General features: G+C 27.6%; 17 protein-coding genes and 1 other RNA gene. 17 read left to right on the top strand and 1 reads right to left on the bottom strand.

The features are described 5' to 3' along the window. Positions 1 to 14 precede the first annotated feature (14 nt). The 9 genes from ffs (at position 15) to HZY83_RS03775 (ending at position 9,204) form a co-directional block, all read left to right on the top strand. Positions 15 to 279: signal recognition particle sRNA large type (gene ffs / locus HZY83_RS03815), an RNA gene on the top strand. A gap of 71 nt (positions 280 to 350) precedes the next feature. After that, positions 351 to 1,694, top strand: a complete 1,344-nt coding sequence (locus tag HZY83_RS03810) for an MATE family efflux transporter (RefSeq protein ID WP_179942751.1) — start codon at positions 351 to 353, stop codon at positions 1,692 to 1,694. Positions 1,695 to 1,994: 300 nt separating this feature from the next. Continuing rightward, entirely contained in the window at positions 1,995 to 2,609 is a 615-nt protein-coding gene (locus tag HZY83_RS03805; protein WP_179942750.1) for an NUDIX domain-containing protein, read from the top strand. 304 nt (positions 2,610 to 2,913) lie between these two features. After that, positions 2,914 to 4,377: a DEAD/DEAH box helicase gene (locus HZY83_RS03800; protein ID WP_179942749.1), complete on the top strand. Its 1,464-nt coding sequence runs from the start codon at positions 2,914 to 2,916 to the stop codon at positions 4,375 to 4,377. A 77-nt stretch (positions 4,378 to 4,454) separates the two neighbouring features. Next, on the top strand, positions 4,455 to 5,066 hold the full coding sequence (locus tag HZY83_RS03795; protein ID WP_179942748.1) for a hypothetical protein: 612 nt from the start codon (positions 4,455 to 4,457) through the stop codon (positions 5,064 to 5,066). Between the two features lie 68 nt (positions 5,067 to 5,134). Beyond that, the gene (locus HZY83_RS03790) at positions 5,135 to 6,169 is read left to right on the top strand and encodes a M42 family metallopeptidase (RefSeq protein ID WP_179942747.1); all 1,035 of its coding nucleotides are present in this window, start codon (positions 5,135 to 5,137) and stop codon (positions 6,167 to 6,169) included. Between the two features lie 75 nt (positions 6,170 to 6,244). Continuing rightward, positions 6,245 to 7,099, top strand: a complete 855-nt coding sequence (locus HZY83_RS03785; protein WP_179942746.1) for a patatin-like phospholipase family protein — start codon at positions 6,245 to 6,247, stop codon at positions 7,097 to 7,099. Between the two features lie 79 nt (positions 7,100 to 7,178). After that, positions 7,179 to 7,733 (top strand): signal peptidase I, encoded by a 555-nt coding sequence (gene lepB / locus HZY83_RS03780; protein WP_179942745.1) that lies wholly within the window; start codon positions 7,179 to 7,181, stop codon positions 7,731 to 7,733. 220 nt (positions 7,734 to 7,953) lie between these two features. After that, a complete protein-coding gene (locus HZY83_RS03775; protein WP_179942744.1) occupies positions 7,954 to 9,204 on the top strand; it encodes a competence/damage-inducible protein A in 1,251 nt (416 codons plus the stop codon). 63 nt (positions 9,205 to 9,267) lie between these two features. On the opposite strand, the gene HZY83_RS03770 is transcribed toward HZY83_RS03775, so the two are convergent. Beyond that, positions 9,268 to 9,570, bottom strand: coding sequence for a DNA topoisomerase IV (locus HZY83_RS03770; RefSeq protein ID WP_179942743.1), 303 nt, complete (start codon positions 9,568 to 9,570; stop codon positions 9,268 to 9,270). Between the two features lie 178 nt (positions 9,571 to 9,748). On the opposite strand from HZY83_RS03770, the gene HZY83_RS03765 reads away from it, so the two are divergent. From HZY83_RS03765 to HZY83_RS03730, 8 genes are all read left to right on the top strand, one after another. Then, the gene (locus HZY83_RS03765; protein ID WP_179942742.1) at positions 9,749 to 11,179 is read left to right on the top strand and encodes a sucrose-specific PTS transporter subunit IIBC; all 1,431 of its coding nucleotides are present in this window, start codon (positions 9,749 to 9,751) and stop codon (positions 11,177 to 11,179) included. Further along, a complete protein-coding gene (locus HZY83_RS03760) occupies positions 11,169 to 12,467 on the top strand; it encodes a glycoside hydrolase family 32 protein (RefSeq protein WP_179942741.1) in 1,299 nt (432 codons plus the stop codon). The genes HZY83_RS03765 and HZY83_RS03760 overlap by 11 nt, the downstream gene beginning before the upstream one ends. 10 nt (positions 12,468 to 12,477) lie before the next feature. Further along, complete coding sequence (locus tag HZY83_RS03755; RefSeq protein ID WP_179942740.1) at positions 12,478 to 13,428, top strand: carbohydrate kinase family protein; 951 nt, start codon at positions 12,478 to 12,480, stop codon at positions 13,426 to 13,428. Between the two features lie 132 nt (positions 13,429 to 13,560). Continuing rightward, positions 13,561 to 14,586 (top strand): glycosyltransferase family 2 protein, encoded by a 1,026-nt coding sequence (locus HZY83_RS03750; protein WP_179942739.1) that lies wholly within the window; start codon positions 13,561 to 13,563, stop codon positions 14,584 to 14,586. 3 nt (positions 14,587 to 14,589) lie between these two features. Beyond that, positions 14,590 to 16,614, top strand: a complete 2,025-nt coding sequence (locus tag HZY83_RS03745; protein WP_179942738.1) for a glycosyltransferase family protein — start codon at positions 14,590 to 14,592, stop codon at positions 16,612 to 16,614. A 271-nt stretch (positions 16,615 to 16,885) separates the two neighbouring features. After that, positions 16,886 to 17,626 carry a metal ABC transporter ATP-binding protein gene (locus HZY83_RS03740; protein WP_179942737.1) on the top strand — a complete coding sequence of 247 codons (741 nt, stop codon included), beginning with the start codon at positions 16,886 to 16,888 and terminating at the stop codon, positions 17,624 to 17,626. Then, positions 17,619 to 18,539, top strand: coding sequence for a metal ABC transporter permease (locus HZY83_RS03735; protein ID WP_179942736.1), 921 nt, complete (start codon positions 17,619 to 17,621; stop codon positions 18,537 to 18,539). Before HZY83_RS03740 ends, HZY83_RS03735 begins: the two co-directional genes overlap by 8 nt. Position 18,540: 1 nt before the next feature. Further along, a complete protein-coding gene (locus tag HZY83_RS03730) occupies positions 18,541 to 19,422 on the top strand; it encodes a metal ABC transporter permease (protein WP_179942735.1) in 882 nt (293 codons plus the stop codon). The last annotated feature ends 329 nt before the right edge of the window (positions 19,423 to 19,751 follow it).

Below are 19,751 nucleotides of genomic sequence, written 5' to 3'. Positions count from 1 at the left end.
TTGTTATAATATTAAAATGCTAGGTGGGGAGTTAGCGGTGCCCTGTACTTGCAATCCGCTTTAGCAAGGCTGAATACCGGGATTCGGGTAATTATAGTAACGTCGAGTTTAATACGTAGTGTTGATACTGAGGCACCTTATGACGCAAGACTTATGAACCATGTCAGGTCTGGAAAGAAGCAGCATTAAGTAGGGATTTTGTGGGTGTAAGAATTTGTTAAGGTTGAGCTGGCGACTAAACTAACGGTTGGTATAATTATTCAACTCTCGGTTGCATTTTGTTTTTATTTTCCGGTCATTATTGATCGGTTTATTTTTTTATACTTATAGATATTTTTAGGAGGATTGTTATGTATAATGCTACTACAACAAAAGAGCAAATTATAGTTTTTATGAAGTTATTAGTTCCAGTCCTAATATATCAAATGATTTCATATTCATCAGGTATGATTGGGACTTTTATGGCGGGACATTATAGTTCAACAGATTTAGCAGGTTTAAGTATGGGAGTTAATATTTGGACCCCTATACTTTCTATTTTAACTACTTTGGTTGCAGCTTTAGTACCTATTGTTTCTCAATTGATAGGAAAAGGAGAAGAAGAGCAAGTTCCTACTAAAGTTAGACAATTTATTTATATTTCTTTAATACTAAGTATAATAATAGCAGTTTTATTAAATTTATCTTCTGATTATGTAGTGACAAAACTGGGGATTAGAGATGATATAGCTGCTATAACTATTAAGTTTTTAAAATATCAAAGTTTAGGAATAATTCCAATAACTTTATATGTTGTTCTTAGATCTTTTATTGATAGTTTAGGTCTTACAAGAATATCAATGATTATTATGTTAATTTATGTTCCTATAAGTATTGTACTATCATATATATTTATTTTTGGTAAGTTTGGTCTACCTGAATTTGGTGGAGCTGGTGTAGCCATAGCGATAAATATAACATATATTATATCGTTTATAATGGCATTAATAGTAATATTAAATCATCCAAAAATAAGTAAATATAAAATTTTTAAATTAGAGGGTGTTAAAGTATCTCATTGGCCTGAAATTTTTAAATTAGGAATTCCTATGATAATTGCAGTAGCTTTAGAAAGTTTTATGTTTTCTGTTCTATCGCTTATGGTTTCTAAGTTTGATACTGCAACGATAGCAGCTCACCAAAGTTCTCTTAACTTTAGTGGTTTTTTATATGCACTGCCTATGAGTATATCGGGAGCATTAACTATAATAGTAGCTTATCATATAGGTTCTAAAGAATATAAAGTAGCAGATAAATATGTAAAGATAGGTGTTTTTATTTCTATTGTCTTTTCTATAATAGGAGCAACAGTTATAGCAATTTTGAACAGAAAAATACCTTATTTGTATGGAACAGATCCTTCTTTTGTAAACATAGCATCTCAGCTATTATATTTTGTTATAGCCTTTCTTATTTTTGATTCATTTTCTGCATCATTAATAGGTGTTATGAGAGCATATAAAAAAGTTATTCCTACTTGTATATTTATGTTTATAGGATTTTATGTTGTAGGAGTACCTTTGGCATATTATTTAGTGTTTATTAGAGAAGTAGGGGTTTATGGACTTTGGATTTCTTGGTTATTCGGTTTAGCAATTTATGCTATATTAATGGTAACATATTATTTTAGAGTGATTAAAAAGAAATATAGTTAGAAGTAATTACACCAAAGGTGTACAGAAGTAGGAGAATTTATGCAAGCTTTTAAGCTTGATTAATAATATATAATTTAATAATTTAGTATATAAAAATGGGTATTTTCTAAAATATATAGGAAATATCCATTTTTAATATATTATTGTATTTTTGAGACTTAATAAAAAGTTAATTTTATAATATTGCGACATTAACTAATGTTCATAACAAAGTGAACAACAATTTTTTGCATTAGTATAACTTTTTTATTTATGTTATACTTTAATAGATATTTTAAAATAAATAGGAGTGATATTTTAATGAGTAAATGGGATGAAAAAATTTTAGTTGTTGATAGAAATATTATTTTTAATAATGAAGAAAATGCTTTTTATGGCTTTTTGTCCAAAGAAGATGAAAGAGTGAAAAAAATTGTAACTACATTTAGCAGTTATGAAGTAAAAAGAAGAGGAGATATGGAAGAAGATCCTAGATACAAGCAGTTGATAGGTTATACAGTAATTAGAGATAAATCAACTAAAGAAATTTTAGTTTATAGACGTTTAGTAGGTGGTGGAGAAGCTAGATTGCACGGGAAAGCGTCGGTTGGTATAGGAGGACATATGAATTCTATATCTTCAGAAAGTGATATAAATAATATTATAAAAATTAATGCAGCAAGAGAAATAGAAGAAGAGATTTCTATAAGTATTGATAAAGCCTTGGAAAGTATGGAATTTATAGGATTAATTAATGATGATAAAGAAGAAGTAGGAAAAGTACATATAGGTTTAGTATATATTTGTGAAGTTGACAAAAATGAAGTGAAAGTTGCTGAAGATGATACGCTAACTATTGAATGGCTAGCATCTGATGATGCTAAGAATATTAATAGTTATGAATCTTGGTCAGATTTTTTGAAACCTATAATGTAGTTTAAATTGAATATTATTACAAAATTTTAATATATAACTCTTACTTTTATAATGTGATAAATCATGCTTTAAGTAAAGAAATATATATATTGGAAGATGGAGGATATCCAGTTTTAAAAAAATAACAAAGTGGAGGCGTTTCTTAGCTAATATATAATTTTATTGTTTATCAAGGAGTTTAGTATGTTAATTTTATATTGAATTTATATTCTTATATTATTTTCTAGCGTTTTTTGTTTATTTCTGTTATAATAGTAAAGATATTTAGAATTTATGACTTAATAATAAAAGTAAGGAGAACGTAATGACAACATTTGAAGAACTAGGAGTAAGTAAAGAAACGTTAAATTCTTTATTTGCCATGGGTTTTGTCGAGCCAACAGGTATTCAAGAAGAGACAATTCCTTATGTTTTATCAGGAATAGATGTGCTAGCTCAAGCACAAACAGGTTCTGGGAAAACAGGAGCATTTGGAATACCTATTATAGAGAGTATAAAAACTAATGAAACTTTACAATCGTTAGTTTTAGCCCCTACTAGAGAACTTGCTCAACAAGTAGGAGAACAATTACGCCTAATGGCAAAAAATAAAAATATAAAAGTTAGCATAATTTTTGGTGGAGCTAGCATTGAACGTCAAATTAATGATTTGAAAAAGAAACCGCAAATAGTGGTAGGTACACCAGGGCGTATAATAGATCATATAAATAGAAAGACTTTGAAATTAAATAATTTATCGCATTTAGTATTGGATGAAGCAGATGAAATGCTAAATATGGGATTTATAGATGATGTAAGATTCATTTTATCTAAGATTGAAAATGATCATCAAACTTTACTATTTTCAGCTACTATGCCATTAGCAATTAAAGAATTGTCTACACAGTTTATGAAAGAATATAAATTAATAAAAACTATGAGTGTAGAAGAGCTAAATCCTGATATAACTGAGTATGCTACTATTACTCGTGAACATGAGAAACTATCAACGTTAATAGGATTTTTAGATGTTCATAATCCTAATTTAGCAATTATTTTTGGGAGAACTAAGCGTCGTGTTGATGAATTGTCTAGTGCCTTGGTTGCAAAAGGGTACTTAGCAGAAGGATTACACGGAGATATTACACAATCTAAGAGACTAGAAATACTTAGAAAATTTAAGAATGGATCATTGCAAATATTAGTAGCAACTGATGTAGCAGCAAGGGGAATTGATATTAGAGATGTGACACACGTGTACAACTTTGATATACCTCAAGATACAGAAAGTTATACACATAGAATAGGAAGAACAGGAAGAGCAGGGAAATCTGGTGTTGCAGTGACATTTTTGAATCCTGTAGAAATGCCGTATCTTCGAGATATTGAAAATCAAAAAGGAGAACGCCTAAAAATGTTAAGGCCCTTCTCTGATGAAGAAATTAAAATTGCAAGATATGGTAGAATATATGAGGAAATATTAGTAGACTTAGAACAAGATTATACTGAATTAAATAGTCTTGCAAATAAATTAATGGCACAAAGTAATTCGGAGAAAGTTATTACTACACTGCTTAATAAATTAATTAATTCTAAAAAAGATGTAGATGTAGAATTATCTTATGAAAAACCTTTAGTAAGAAAAGAGCAAAAATCAAATCGTCGTTCAAAACCTTATAAAAATGATAGAAGAAAAAGAAATAATAAAGACGATAAGAAACGTAAAGATAAAAAATATACCGATAAGAAATTCTTTGATAAACGTGGTAGAAGAACACAAAATAAATAATATAAGAATAAATTTGGACTAAAGGAAATAAGGATAATTTAGTCCAAATTTTTGTTTTGAAAGAAAGGATATAGTATATGTTATACACATTACAAATTATTTTTCCTAGAGAGGAAGCTATAGAAGATGATAAACAAGTAACTACTAACAAAAAAGAACTATTAATAGATAAAGAGGGATATGAATTAATAGATTTACATAAAAAATATCAAAGTATGGGATACTTGGTAAATGTTACATTTAGACCAACTTATGAAGAGACTGATCCTTTTACTATAGCTAATAACTTAACACAACTGGGAATAGATTATAAAGCTACTTTAAAAATAAAGAATACTAATGACTATGAAAAAACTCTAAAATTAGCTAATATAATTGAAAATCAAGGATATGATTATGAAATATCTGTAAAATTAAAAATAAATGAAACTTCTCCAGTAGATTTTACAAAAGAAGCTACTTGGTTTGGAGAAGGAGCAGCTTATTCTGTAAAGCCTAAGATAGCAGTAGAGGATATATCTGAAATTAAGATGTTGTACAATAAACTTATAGACTTAGGATATGATACAACGATAAATATTCGTCCGAAGAAACAAGCAGATATGGAATTTGCAACACAATTAAGTGCTTATCCAGAGAAAACAGAAGTAATTTTTAGTCTTAGAGATTCTAAATATTTTGAGGAATAAATTTACTTATTATAATAAAATGTGTATACTGTTAATACGTATAAATTTATTTTAAGGAGGATAATATTATGAAGAGTGTTATTAATTATATAGAAAAGTTAACTTCTATAGCTTCACCTACAGGATATACAAAAAATATTATAGATTATATAGATGTAGAGCTTAGAAAATTTGGTTATAATCCTGAAATAACTAAAAAAGGAGGATTATTACTAACTGTAGAAGGATCTAATATAGATAAAGAACGTTTTATAACAGCACACGTTGATACACTAGGGGCGATGGTTAAGGGAATAAAATCTGACGGAAGATTATCTTTAACTTTAGTTGGAGGATTTACTTTTAACTCTATAGAGGGCGAGAATTGTACAATTCATTTGACTAACGGAAAGAAAATAACGGGAACAATATTATTGCATCAAAATAGTGTTCATGTTTACTCAAATGCAAAAACTGCAGAACGTAATGAGCAAAATATGGAAGTACGTTTGGATATAAAAACAACTTCAAAAGAGGAAACTATGGCAGCCGGGATACAAGTAGGTGATTTTATTTCTTTTGATACTAGAACAATAGTTACAGAGAGTGGTTTTATAAAATCTCGTCATCTTGATGATAAAGTTAGTGCAGCTATATTAACTGACATACTAAAAGATATTTCACTAAAGAATGTAAAATTACCATATACAACACATTTTTATTTTTCTAATAATGAAGAAATAGGATATGGTGGTAATTCAAATATTAATGATAAAGTTTGTGAATATTTAGCAGTAGATATGGGAGCTATGGGTGATGGACAATATACAGATGAATATACAGTTTCTATTTGTGTAAAAGATAGTTCAGGGCCATATCACTATGATTTAAGAAATCATTTTGTAAGATTGTGTCAAGAAAATAATATACCGTACAAGCTAGATATTTATCCTTATTACGGTAGTGATGCTTCAGCAGCTATGAGAGCTGGTGCAGATATTAAGCACGGTCTTTTAGGAGCAGGTATAGAATCTAGTCACGCTTACGAGAGAACGCATATTGATTCTGTAAAAGCAACTTTAGATTTAGTATATACTTATATAATTAGTAATATTATTGATTAAAATATAAATTTAATTTAATGTTAATATTGTATTATGATGTTTTAAGGGAGAGTATATTTAAAACGAGGTGATATTATGAAAGTAGGATTAGTACTCGAGGGAGGCGGTATGCGTGGAATGTACACTGCTGGAGTTTTGGACTCTTTTTTGGATAATGATATAGATATAAATTGTATTATCGGTGTATCAGCAGGAGCTTTGTTTGGTGTAAATTATGCATCAAAACAAAGAGGAAGAGCTTTGAATTATAATACTAAATATATAAAGCACCCTATGTATATGAGCTTAAAATCATTAATAAAAACAGGAAATATGGTTAATAAAGAATTTGCCTATTATGTTTTACCACGAAGATTAGACATATTTGATCAAGAAGAGTTTTCTAAATCAAATATTGATTATTACGCGACTGTAACGAATGTAGATAGTTGTGAAGCGGAATATATTAAAATTGATAATGTTTTTGAGCAAACAGAAATATTAAGAGCTAGTTCCGCATTACCTTTTATATCTAATATAGTAGAAGTTAATGATAAAAGGTACCTAGATGGTGGTATAGCAGATAGCATACCCATAGAAAAAATGTTAACTATGGGTTGTGACAAAATAATAGTAGTTCTTACTAGACCTTATGGTTATAAAAAAGAAAAGAAAAAAAATAAATTATTGTATAAAATAGCTAAACAAAAATATGATAAATTAGCAGACATAATAGATTCTAGACCTGATAATTATAATGCTACTTTGGAAAATATTTATAAATTAAGAGATAATAAAGAAATTTTTGTTATCCAACCTAGTAGAGATATAAAAATAAAAAGATTAGAAAAAGATGTTGCAAGGATAAAAGAAATATACAACTTAGGATTAACGGACAGTAATAATATTATTGATGAATTAAAAAAATATTTAAATTCTAGTAATAACTAAATAGCTATGATATAATTACATAATAATTAAGTATAGACATACTTTTACAAATAAAATTTATAAAAAAAGAGGAAATATAGTGAAATTTATAAAAGAGATATTTGAATGGATAATAGTAATAGCAGTGTCTATTGCTCTATATTTTGGTATTACTACTTATTTAGTAGCTCCTTATACAGTTAAGGGGCATTCTATGGATTACACTTTTGCAGATAATGATAAAGTGTTTATTAACAAAATTAGTAGTACATATGAACGCGGAGATGAAATTGTTTTTCACGCTAATGAAACAGATGACTATATTAAGAGAATTATAGGTGTACCTGGAGATACTGTAGAGGTAATTGGTGATGTTCTTTATATAAATGGTCAAAAAGTTGATGAACCTTATTTAGAACAAAAGAAAAAAGAATTAGCAGCGAATGGAAGTACAGAAAGTTTGACACCAGATTTTAATATTGAGTATTTAAAGAGTACGCAGTCAAAAACTGTACCATCTGGAATGTACTTTGTAATGGGAGATAATAGACCTAATAGTACCGATAGTCGAGTATTTGGCTTCATTAAAGAAGATGCCATAGTAGGAAAAGTTATTCTACGCTATTATCCTTTTAGTACATTTAAAACATTTTAAATAATTAATAACTATAAGAAGTAGATATTATTATCTACTTCTTATTTTTGTTTGACAATAAATGATGGTAAATGTATACGTTGATAACATCTAGTTATTCGCGAAAATATTTTATAAACGAGTTTAAAGATACTGTGTCACTTTATTTATTCTCTGCGTTGATGTATTTATATTAACTATGATATAATTTAATAAGATTATAGAGGAAAGAGGTGCTATTATGAATGTAGAATTAGTATCGGTAGGAACAGAGTTACTTCTTGGAGATATTGTAAATACAAATACAGCATATTTATCAAAAGAGTTAGCTAATATAGGAGTAAATGTATTTAAGCACACTACAGTAGGAGATAATAAAGGAAGATTATTAAGAACTTTTGATAGAGCGTTTAATAGTAGTGATACTGTTATTGTTACAGGAGGATTGGGACCTACAGATGATGATATAACTAAAGAATGTGCAGCAGAATATTTCAATAGAGATTTTTATTTGGATAATTATTCATGGGAAAAAATTCAAGATTATGTTTTAAAATATAGCAAAAATAATGTATTAACTATAAATAATAAAAAACAAGCTATGATACCTAATGGGGCTATTGTTTTAGAAAATTTTTGTGGGACAGCACCGGGAATTATTTTGGAAGATAATGGACGTAGGATAATTTTAATGCCGGGTCCTCCTAGAGAAATGAAAGATATGTTTATAAAATCAGTCAAGCCATATTTAGAAAAATTGAGTGAGCAAAAATTTGTTTCTAAATATATAAGATTTTATGGAATAGGTGAATCTTTATTAGAAGATAAAATAAAAGTTATATTAGATAATCAAACTAATCCAACAGTAGCCTTGTATGCTAAGACAGGAGAAGTTCTAATAAGGGTAACTGCAAGTGGAAAGAACAAGGAATATTGTGATAAATTAGTAGAACAAAAAATAGTAGAATTAGAAAACTTAGTAGGCGAGTACATTTATTTAATAGGAGATGAATCTATTGCTCAAAGTCAAAGTGAGCTTCCTCAAGTAGTAGCAGGATTATTGATTGATAATGGCTTAACTATATCACTAGCTGAATCATTAACAGGAGGATATCTAACATCTCTTTTGGTTCAAAATTCAGGAATTTCAAATTCATTAAAAGAAAGTATAGTAAGCTATTCTAATATATCAAAGATTAATAATTTAAATGTTAAAGAAGAGACTATAAAAAGCTTTGGAGTAGTTAGTGAAGAAGTAGCTTATGAGATGTTAAAAGGATTGATAGAAAAAACAGATACCGATATAGCAATATCTACTACCGGTTATGCTGATGGAAACATAGATGCAGGATTAGTGTATATAGGGGTATACTATAAAGGTGAAATAAGTATAAAGAAATGTCAATTTAATGGAGATAGATCCAGAGTAATTGATAGAGTATCAAAAGAAGCATTGAATGAAGTTAGAAAAATTATTTTAGAAAATATTTAAAATTATATTAACAGCAAGAAAAAAGCTTATCTTAGAATACCATAATATTCTAAGATAAGCTTTTTAATATGAATCTGCTGCATCTTCTAACATAATTTGATCGTTAGATATGCTAAACTCATCATACTCAAAGTCTTCAAGCTCATAAGAATATTCCAAAGAAAGTTTCATCTCTTGAGAATAATTGTAAAAATCATCATCTAAACTATCCATTATTAATTCTCTTGAATTAAATTTTTCATCGGCATAGTCTGTTAAAATTTCATCTTCATAATCAATTTCTGTATTGAAGTCCTGGGAATATTCATCATCATTAGAATGCGTGAGGTGAGGTGACTCCAAATTAGATAAGTTCATAGTATACATATTAACAATCTCCTTGTTTATAAATAACATTTTTATAGATTATACAATAAAAAAAATATATTAGCAAGAAAAAAGAATATAAATAATTATTATATAATATTGACTTTTTTTAAAAAATAATATAAAATTAAAAAAGTAACGTTACCATTTTGAATAAAAATTATTAGGAGAAGAAGAGATGGATTTAAAAAAGATTGCTAAAGAAGTAATTGAATTTAGTGGTGGTCAAGATAATATTCAAAGTGCAACTCACTGTGCAACACGTCTAAGGTTAGAGTTGAACGATGAATCAAGTTATGACCAAAAGAAATTAGAAGATATTGAAGGAGTAAAGGGTGTTTTCTTTACTAATGGACAACTTCAATTAATTTTTGGAAGTGGGCTTGTTCAACAAGTTTATGCTGCTTACAACGAGATAACTGGCGGAGAAACTACAGGTTCACAACAAGAAAAACAAAAACCTAAAGGAAATATTGCACAACGTTTCGTTAAAATGTTAAGTGATATATTTGTTCCTATTATTCCTGCGATAGTAGCAGGAGGGTTATTAATGGGTATTAATAATGTCCTGACAGCTAAAGATATTTTTGCTAAAGGAAAAACGTTGTTAGAAATTTATCCTAATATAGCCTCATTAGCAGATTTAGTAAATTTACTTGCTAATGCACCATTTGTTTTCTTACCAGTATTAATTGGATTTTCTGCAACAAAGAGATTCGGTGGTAATCCTTATTTAGGTGCTGCATTAGGTATGATAATGGTTCATCCTCAATTAGTTAATGCATATAATGAAGTTGCAGCACGTGCAGCAGGAGAAATTCCAGTATGGAATATTCTAGGATTAACTATTGAACAAATTGGTTACCAAGGAACAGTATTACCAATTATTGTTATGAGTTTTGTCTTAGCAGTTATAGAAAAATATTTAAGACGAGTAACTCCTATTTACTTAGATAATTTAACAACACCGTTGTTATCACTATTTATTACAGGATTTTTAACTTTCGCAGTTACAGGTCCACTATTACGTCAAGCAGGTAATTTATTAGCTGATGGATTATCTTGGTTATATTACAGTTTAGGATTTGTTGGAGCTGGTATATTTGGATTATTCTATGCACCTATCGTTATTACTGGTATGCATCATTCATTTATAGCTATAGAAACTACACTGATAGCTGAATCAGTTGCCTCTGGATTAGGAGGATCATTTATCTTCCCTATAGCATCTATGAATAATATTGCTCAAGCTGGAGCAGTATTTGCAGTAATGTTCTTTATAAAAGATGTAAAAATTAAATCTCTTGCATCTGCATCAGGTGTTTCTGCAGCATTAGGAATTACAGAACCAGCTATGTTTGGTGTAAACTTACGTTTAAGATATCCATTCTATGGAGCTATCATAGGAAGTGCCTTAGGAAGTGCTTGGTTAGGATTCAATAAAGTTTTAGCAGTAGCTTTAGGTGCTGCGGGATTACCAGGATTTTTATCTATAAGACCTGCTCAATGGACATCATTCTTAATAGGTCTAATAATATCATTTACTGTTGCGTTTTTAGTAACAGCATATTTCTTTAAAACTAAAAAGGAGTTAGTTGATGCAAAGTAACATTTGGAAACAAAGTCTGCACTTAGAACCTACTAAGGGTTGGCTTAATGATCCTAATGGACTAGTATATTTTGGCGGTAATTATCATATATTTCATCAATATTCTTATGAAGTAGATGGTGGTTTAAAATTATGGTATTACTACACTAGTAAAGATTTGATCAATTACGAGGATAAAGGAGTATTTTTGAAACCTGATAAAGAATTTGATAAATCAGGTGTGTATTCAGGAAGTGCTAATATCGAAGGAGATAAAGTAGTATTTTACTACACAGGAAATGTTAAGTATAAAGGTAATTATGACTACGTTCACAATGGACGTGGTCATAATACTATAAAATTTGAAACAAAGGATTTTAGTACATTTTCAAAAAAAGAATTAATTCTTAGTACAGAAGATTATCCTAATATGTCAAATCACGTTAGAGATCCTAAGATTTTTGAAAAAAATAATAATAGCTATTTAATATTAGGAGCAAGAGATAGCAATGATTTTGGGTGCTTATTAGTATATAAAAATATGGAATACTACAAAACTATTTATTCTACAAAAAATCTAGGTTATATGTGGGAATGTCCAGATTATATAGAAGTAGATGGTCAAGAGTTACTATTATATTCTCCACAAGGTACCTCGAATATGTATCCAGATAATAAAAATATTTATCAAATAGGATACTCTATTATAAAAGAGGGTATAGAAAATGTAGAGAAAATTGACAACTTTAAAATTTTAGATTATGGACATGACTTTTATGCTTCGCAAACATTTATAGATGAAGATGGTGAAAGAGTAATGTATGCATGGATGTATGTTCCAGATAGTAGTTATACAAATCCAACGGTACATTTTGGTTATCAAAATTGTTTGACTATACCACGTGTTTTAAAATTTAAAGATGGAAAATTATATCAATTAATACACAAATCTGTAAAGAAATTATTAGGTAATCGTATAGAATCTACCAATTTTGATTTAAGAAGTTGGTATTTCAAACAAGATAATGGCAATAGTTTTAAAATTACTATTGATAGCTTAGTTATAGAGTATGATAATAGTAAATTGAATATCGCTCTTAATGAAAGTGGATATGGAAGAGATAATAGAGCGCTGGAAATAGATATAAAAAATATAGAAATAGTATTTGATAATTCATCATTTGAAATATTTGCTAATGATGGAGAAGGATCATTTTCATCAAGATATTATCCAAAAAATCATAAGACAAATATACGTTCAGAAAAATTTGAAGCATATGAATTTAATTCTATAAATATAAAACAATAGGAGATAATATATGGCAGTTTTATGTATAGGTGAAATGTTAATAGACTTTATAGGTGCAGAGAATGGTAAGATAGATAAAGTATCTTCTTTTAAGAAAGAAGCTGGTGGATCTGTAGCTAACGTTGCTTGCGTAGCATCTAAATTAGGACAAAAAAGTTATTTATTAACATCGTTAGGAAATGATGGCTTTGGAGATTTCTTAGAAGATGTTTTGGAAAAACAAGGAGTAGACACTAAATATGTATCAAGGAAAAATGATACATTCACTCCTTTGGCGTTTGTAGCTTTAGATGATACAGGAGATAGAACATTTAGCTTTTATTTCAAAGGATCATCTGCTTTAAAAATTAGTAAAAATGATGTGAAAAAAGTTGATTTTCAAGATATAGATGCTATACATTTTGCTAGTATTGCGATTCAAGAAGAATCAAAAGATAGTCATTTACTACTACTAAAAGAGGCGAAAGAAAGAGGTATTTTAATAAGCTTTGATGTTAATTTAAGGTTTAATTTATGGGATAGTAATGAATTATATTTAGAAACTATTAAACAATTCTTACCTTATGTAGATGTTATTAAAGTTGCAGATAATGAGTTAGAATTTTTAACAGGAACTACTGATATAAAAGAAGCATTACAAAAAGACTTCAGTCATATAAAATATGTATTATATACAAAAGGAGAAAATGGATCTGAAGTTTATAGTAATAATTTTGTAGTTGAGACAGATGTTCCTAAAGTAAAAGTTATAGACACTACTGGAGCAGGCGATGCTTTTGCAGGTTCATTCTTGACAAAATTACTAAGTGTAGAAAATATAACAAATATAAATCGTGAAGACCTTAAATATTTGGCAAATTTTGCTACTAATTATGCGACATTAACAACGACTAAAAATGGAGCAATCTCAAGTTACGTAACAGAAGAAGAATTTAATAACATTATCGCTGGTATTAAATAGTACTTTAAATATTATAATTATAAAAGTATGAGAGCTTATGTTCTTATACTTTTATTTTTGTTAATAGAAAAGTTTTAATAAATTATAACCTATGATATAATAAAGTAATTAAAGTCTCGTAGAGGTATAAATATGACGAAAAATTTAAATGAAACAAAAGACGTTTTTGTTGATACAGTCCTTATTAGTGATGATATTTTAATTAAAAACATAAAAACTTCTAATATAAATTATAAAATATCAGTTATTTTAAATTCGTATAGAAAAGATACAAATTTGATTAATAATATAGATAATTTACTTTCACAAACATATAAAAGTTTTGAAATTATTATAATTGATGACTTATCAACAGATTCTATGGAGAAAGCTTTTGATTCTTACAAAAATTACGAAAATATAAATTATATAAAAAAACAGTTAGGCTCTAAATCAGCTGCAAAGAATATAGGAATTGATTATGCCAGAGGAGAATATATAGTTTTTGTAGAAGAAAATATTGAAAAATTAGAAAATAATTATTTAGAAGCTATGTATCATAAAATAAATAGCACACATTCTGACGTTGTATTATTAGGTAATGATAATAATTTAGAATTTATGAAAGAGAAGTTTCTACAAAATTCTAAGATTAGTGGTGTAGAATTAATAACTTCAGAAATAATATATGCTAAAAATAAAATTGATAGTACATTAAGTTCTTTTATTTTCAGAAAGCAATTTTTGAATATTTATAATTTACGTTTTAATGCAGATATTTTATATGGAGAAAATATATATTTTAAATTAAAAGTATTTGATAAAGTAAAAAAAATTCAGTTATGTACAGAAACTAATTATATTAAGAAAAATCAATTTAAAAAGTATGATAATAAAGCTATAGCAGAATCTAGTTATATGAGAATGATGATGACAATTAATAAGATAGAAGATTTTGTTGAAACTAGAGATTATAGAGATGCAGGTAACTTACTATGCGGTTATTTATACGCTGAATTAGCAAGTAAAGATTTATCACGTGAAAGTAAGAATAAAATTTTAGGGATTATTGCTAACAAAAAACATTATTTTAAACTAGACAATATTTATCGTAAAATTATTGTCCAATTATCCCCTAAATTATTTGTAAAGTCTTTAATGAATTCAGGTGAGGTATAGTATATGAGGAGAATTTTACACAATATTTTTGCTTATACCTTTATTTGTTTATTTACATTGGCGTTAGTTTGGATTGCAGTTGCTCCTTTTGTGTATGAGAGGATATTGAATCCTATAGTATTAATATTGGGAATACCTGTAACTTTGTTACTTTTATTAAGTTTAATAAAGAAAATTCTAGCAAGTGATGAAGTAACTTTGAAAAGATATAATCTATATATTATAGTTACTTATATATTTTTTCAAATAATAATTTTAACTATGGATACTCTTAATTTTTCTGATGGTGCAGAGATTGAAAATGAAGCACACTATATGTTGAATTATGGGAAGTTTTCTGGAGAAAGATATTTTTTAGTCTATCCAAATAATATCACTCCTACAATTATTTTGTACTGGATATATAGAGTAGCTAATTTGTTGAATTTATCAGAAGTTTTTATGTTACATTTATTCTGCTTTTTAGTTACTAGTGCTACTATGTTTTTAACTTACAAAACAGCAGGAAAATTATTAGATAAAAATAAACAAACGATAGTATTGTTACTTATGCTATTATACATACCATTTCAAATGTACAGTTTATTTTATTATTCAGATACGTTGATGGTCATTATGGTTGCTTTAATAATGTATGTTTTAATTCCATCAGATGGTAGTTTTATTTTTAGAAACAAGCATATCATAGCTGTTACATTACTTATCGCTTTTAGCTGGAATTTACGCTCAAACATTATTATTGTTTTGCCAGCATTGCTTGTTTATTTAGCATTTTTTAAATGGTACAAAAAAATAATTTTGTTAATTGTAACTTTTTTATTAGGATTTGTATTTTTCGGAAAAATATTTGATGTGTTATGGTCGTATTATGGATTTTTCACAGATTCAGGTTATAAATTTCCTATGATGCACTGGATAACTATGGGAATGAGTATTCAGGGTGGAAGTTATAACTGGCAAGATTTTCAATATACTTATTTAAGTCAAGATAAAATGGCAGATGATCTAAGTTTATTTTTTAATAGATTAATACATAGGCCTATATTTTTGAACTTATTAGTTTTCGTTCTAAAAATAAGAGGTAATTGGAGTGACGGTACTATAAATTATACTAATGGAACACGTGCTTTGCGTGAAGGAGATAGTTTTTTATGGCAGCTATTTTATGGAAGTAACAATAGTATTTTCGTTTATACATCACAAATGCTTTATGCAGTAATTATCTTTATGTTAGTATACTATATGTATAAACGTAGAAAACACTACATTACATCTATGTTTCTATTTCAAATTATAATATTTGGTGTCTTCTTGTTCCATTTGATATGGGAAGCTAAGCCTAGATATGTTTATGCTTGGATGCCGATAATATTTATTTTATCTACTAAAGGTATAATAATATTTTTAGAAGAGAATAAGAAAACTATGTTTGATAAATACAAAAGGAAAATTTATATAGCTTTTGGTATAATATTTAGCATTCAATTAGTATCTGATAGTTTTTTACGTCCTAGTTATTCTATGAATTTAGATTATGACTCTAGAGTTATTAATGGTATAAGTATTTATGCTACAGATAAATATTTACGTGACGGTATAGTTAGAGTCAATCAAGATACAGAAGTTGAGCAAACATTCAAAGCTACAATGTCTTTTAATTATATTAGAGGATATATATCTGCTTATGATGAAAATAATAATTCTAAGTATAAAGTAGAGATAATAGATAAAACAACTAATAGTGTAGTAAGAGAAACTACTTTTATTTACAGAGAGCTTTATTGGGAGCTTCCTCTTCAAACATATACTCTACGCTGGTATTTTGATTACTTACCAGAAGGAGAATACTCTGTTAAATTTACTCAAATAGAGAATATTAATAATGGAAGTATCGTAATATCAAGTGTTCCTAATGAGATGATTGATATGTATACTAGTGGGAAACTTTATATAAATGGAATTGATCAGAATAAGAAAGATTTAGCATTGCAAATAGGTCGTCGCCACGAAAAATTATGGTGGTATTAAATATAGAATATATTGGTTATATAATATTCAGTGTAGAGAAAAAATTCTCTATGCTGAATATTTTTTTATTTAATTGCTAAATAGCAAATACATTAGGCTTGCATTTATTGACAAATACTAAATATATTATTAGATATTTAGTATAAGTAAACAAATCTCTATGTCAAATATTTTTTATTTTAAAATTTTGTTTACAAAACAATATAAGTGTAGTAAAATTAATGTAAAGTTTCCTAAAGGAAACAAAAATGAGATAAGGAAAAAGTAAGTTATGGAAAATAAAAAAATAATAATAAAAAATTTAGCGGTGGCTTACGATGTTGAGCCAGTTATATGGGATATAAATTTAGAGATAGAGAAGGGAAAATTAACGGCGATAGTAGGTCCTAATGGTGCAGGTAAGTCTACATTGTTCAAAACTATATTAGGCTTATTAAGTCCATTAACCGGAGAAATTAAAATAAATTCAAATATAAAGAACTTATTAAGTTACGTTCCGCAAACATCTAGTATAGATTGGGATTTTCCAGCGACAGTTTTTGATGTAGTTTTAATGGGGAGATATCAAGACTTAGGGTTATTTAAAAGACCGACAAAAAAAGATAAAGAAATAGCAAGAAAAGCTATTGAAAAAGTAGATTTAGAAGAATTTTCAAATCGTCAAATTAACAACTTATCCGGAGGTCAGAAACAACGTGTCTTTCTGGCTAGAGCATTAGCACAAGGAACAGATCTTTATTTATTAGATGAACCATTTCAAGGTGTAGATGCTCATAGTGAAAAAATGATAGTGTCAATTTTACGCGAATTAGTAAATGATGGAAAAACTATAGTAATAGTACATCACGATTTACAAACTATTGAAGAATACTTTGACAATGTTGTATTAATTAATAAAAATATTATTGCTAATGGAGCTGTAAAAGATGTCTTTAATGAAGATAATATAAATAATACGTATTTACCGAAGTTAAACTATTTTAAGCAAAGGGAGTTGGAAGAAAATGACTAGTTTATTACAAAGTTATACTTTTCAAATAGTTGCTTTAGGTGCAACGTTATTAGGTGCTGTGTGTGGAGCAGTAGGAGTATTTTCTGTACTTAAAAAAGAAAGTTTAATTGGAGATGTGATTTCTCATTCTGCATTACCTGGTATATGTCTAGCTTATATAATTACTCGTGAGAAAGATTTAGTAATTTTATTATTAGGAGCTTTAGGAGCAGGATTATTAGCAAATATTTTAATTAGCTATACTGCTAAAAAAACTTCTATCAAACTAGATAATATATTAGCTTTAGTTTTGTCAATGTTTTTTGGTTTAGGGATAGTACTTTTAACATATATAAAAATACTACCTGGAGCTAATAAAGCAGGATTAAATAAATTTATTTTTGGGCAGGCAGCAGCTATTTTGAAAGAAGATATTTATTTGATTAGTGGTATATCAATAGTAGTTCTTATTGTACTCATAGCTTATTGGTATAAATTAAAATTAGTAATATTTGATTACACATATGCAAAAATAATTTATAAAAACAAAGTTAGATTTTATGAATTACTTTTATCTTTTTTAACAGTAATATGTATAGTTATAGGTTTAGAAATGGTTGGTGTTATTTTGATGAGTTCCTTAATTATAGTGCCGGCAGTATCTGCAAGACAATGGACAGATAATTTAGTTAAGATGACTATTATATCAGCTTTTGTAGGAGGAATTTCTGGACTATTAGGAACGGTTATAAGTTCTAGTTCTTTAAATTTACCTACAGGTCCTGTTATCGTAATATTACTAAGTTTTTTTGTTTTGGTAAGTTTAGTATTTTCTCCTAAACGAGGTATCCTTAGAAAATATCTTTATAAAAAACAAGAACAAGAAAAAATTATAAAAGATATGTTAAAAATAGCTAATGGAAGGGAGAATTAATATGGGAGCTAATATTGAAATTATTTTGGTGGGTATAATGGTATGTGCCTGTTGTGCTTTACCAGGAACATTTTTGGTACTTAGAGGTATGAGTATGATGACAGATGCAATATCTCACACAGTGCTTTTAGGGATTGTTTTAGGATTTTTTGTTAGTGATGGTAATATCGGATCTCCTGTAGTTGTTCTTTTTGCCATTTTAACAGGACTACTTACTGTTTGGCTTACAGAACTTTTACATAGTACCAAATTAGTTAATAAAGGTTCTGCTATAGGAATAGTCTTTCCTTTTCTATTTGCTACAGCAGTCATAATAATAGCAAAATTTGCAAAAAATGTTCATTTAGATGTAGAGCATATAATTTTTGGAGATATAACATTTGTACCATTTGAAAGATTTGAAACCGTTGATTATGATTTTGGGCCTAAAGCATTAATTATTTTGTTTATAATATTTGTTATAAACTTAGCAATTATAAGTCTTTTTTATAAAGAATTTAAAGTTAGTACTTTTGATAGCGAATATGCAAAAGTTATCGGAATTTCTACAACATTTATTAATTATTTACTAATGTCTTTAGTATCTGTAACTAGCTTCGGGGCTTTTCAAGCTGTAGGAGTAATTGTAGTTATAGCTTTTATGGTAGGTCCAGCTTTAACTGCTAGATTATTTACTGATAGATTAGGAAATATGCTGATTCTTAGTATTATAATAGGGACAATAGATAGTATACTTGGTTATATTTTAGCTATATACTTTGATGTTTCTATATCTGGTATGCAAGCATTTGTAATAGGGACAGTATTTTTTGTAGTTTTATTGGTAACAAAAAGGAAAAATATCTTTAAATCCAAGAAGGTAATAATCAGTAGTAATTCATAAATATAAAAATAGCGACAAGTAAATTAACTTGTCGCTATTTTTTATTAATTTTTATGTAAATAAATTTTGAACATAATAAGAATTTATATAATAACTTTTGAAAATATACATTGATTTAAGTTATTTTTATAAAAAAAACCTACCCTACAAAATTGTAAGGTAGAAATAAGGGAGTAAATATGAAAAGTCTTTATTATAAGCTAGGGATACTTATAATAAAAGAACATTTGAAGTAAATTAATTACTTCAATGAATATTATAACATATTTATAATGAAAATCAATAGAAAAAACCTATTTTTTTGTAAAAATTTTAGGAAAACGTTATTG

Source organism: Gemella sp. GH3 (assembly GCF_013415425.1).
Classification (GTDB): Bacteria; Bacillota; Bacilli; order Staphylococcales; family Gemellaceae; genus Gemelliphila.
Note: the sequence above shows the minus strand (reverse complement) of the source record. Positions and strands in the feature narration are given on the sequence as shown.

What these genes read in the sequence shown, in the direction of transcription:
- HZY83_RS03745 (WP_179942738.1), top strand. Translation starts at nt 14,590, where the DNA reads ATGAGGAGAATTTTACACAATATTTTTGCTTATACCTTTATTTGTTTA.
- HZY83_RS03755 (WP_179942740.1), top strand. Translation starts at nt 12,478, where the DNA reads ATGGCAGTTTTATGTATAGGTGAAATGTTAATAGACTTTATAGGTGCA.
- HZY83_RS03790 (WP_179942747.1), top strand. Translation starts at nt 5,135, where the DNA reads ATGAAGAGTGTTATTAATTATATAGAAAAGTTAACTTCTATAGCTTCA.
- HZY83_RS03730 (WP_179942735.1), top strand. Translation starts at nt 18,541, where the DNA reads ATGGGAGCTAATATTGAAATTATTTTGGTGGGTATAATGGTATGTGCC.
- HZY83_RS03775 (WP_179942744.1), top strand. Translation starts at nt 7,954, where the DNA reads ATGAATGTAGAATTAGTATCGGTAGGAACAGAGTTACTTCTTGGAGAT.
- HZY83_RS03740 (WP_179942737.1), top strand. Translation starts at nt 16,886, where the DNA reads ATGGAAAATAAAAAAATAATAATAAAAAATTTAGCGGTGGCTTACGAT.
- HZY83_RS03750 (WP_179942739.1), top strand. Translation starts at nt 13,561, where the DNA reads ATGACGAAAAATTTAAATGAAACAAAAGACGTTTTTGTTGATACAGTC.
- HZY83_RS03805 (WP_179942750.1), top strand. Translation starts at nt 1,995, where the DNA reads ATGAGTAAATGGGATGAAAAAATTTTAGTTGTTGATAGAAATATTATT.
- HZY83_RS03800 (WP_179942749.1), top strand. Translation starts at nt 2,914, where the DNA reads ATGACAACATTTGAAGAACTAGGAGTAAGTAAAGAAACGTTAAATTCT.
- HZY83_RS03760 (WP_179942741.1), top strand. Translation starts at nt 11,169, where the DNA reads ATGCAAAGTAACATTTGGAAACAAAGTCTGCACTTAGAACCTACTAAG.
- HZY83_RS03765 (WP_179942742.1), top strand. Translation starts at nt 9,749, where the DNA reads ATGGATTTAAAAAAGATTGCTAAAGAAGTAATTGAATTTAGTGGTGGT.
- HZY83_RS03785 (WP_179942746.1), top strand. Translation starts at nt 6,245, where the DNA reads ATGAAAGTAGGATTAGTACTCGAGGGAGGCGGTATGCGTGGAATGTAC.
- HZY83_RS03770 (WP_179942743.1), bottom strand. Translation starts at nt 9,570, where the DNA reads ATGTATACTATGAACTTATCTAATTTGGAGTCACCTCACCTCACGCAT.
- HZY83_RS03795 (WP_179942748.1), top strand. Translation starts at nt 4,455, where the DNA reads ATGTTATACACATTACAAATTATTTTTCCTAGAGAGGAAGCTATAGAA.
- HZY83_RS03810 (WP_179942751.1), top strand. Translation starts at nt 351, where the DNA reads ATGTATAATGCTACTACAACAAAAGAGCAAATTATAGTTTTTATGAAG.
- HZY83_RS03735 (WP_179942736.1), top strand. Translation starts at nt 17,619, where the DNA reads ATGACTAGTTTATTACAAAGTTATACTTTTCAAATAGTTGCTTTAGGT.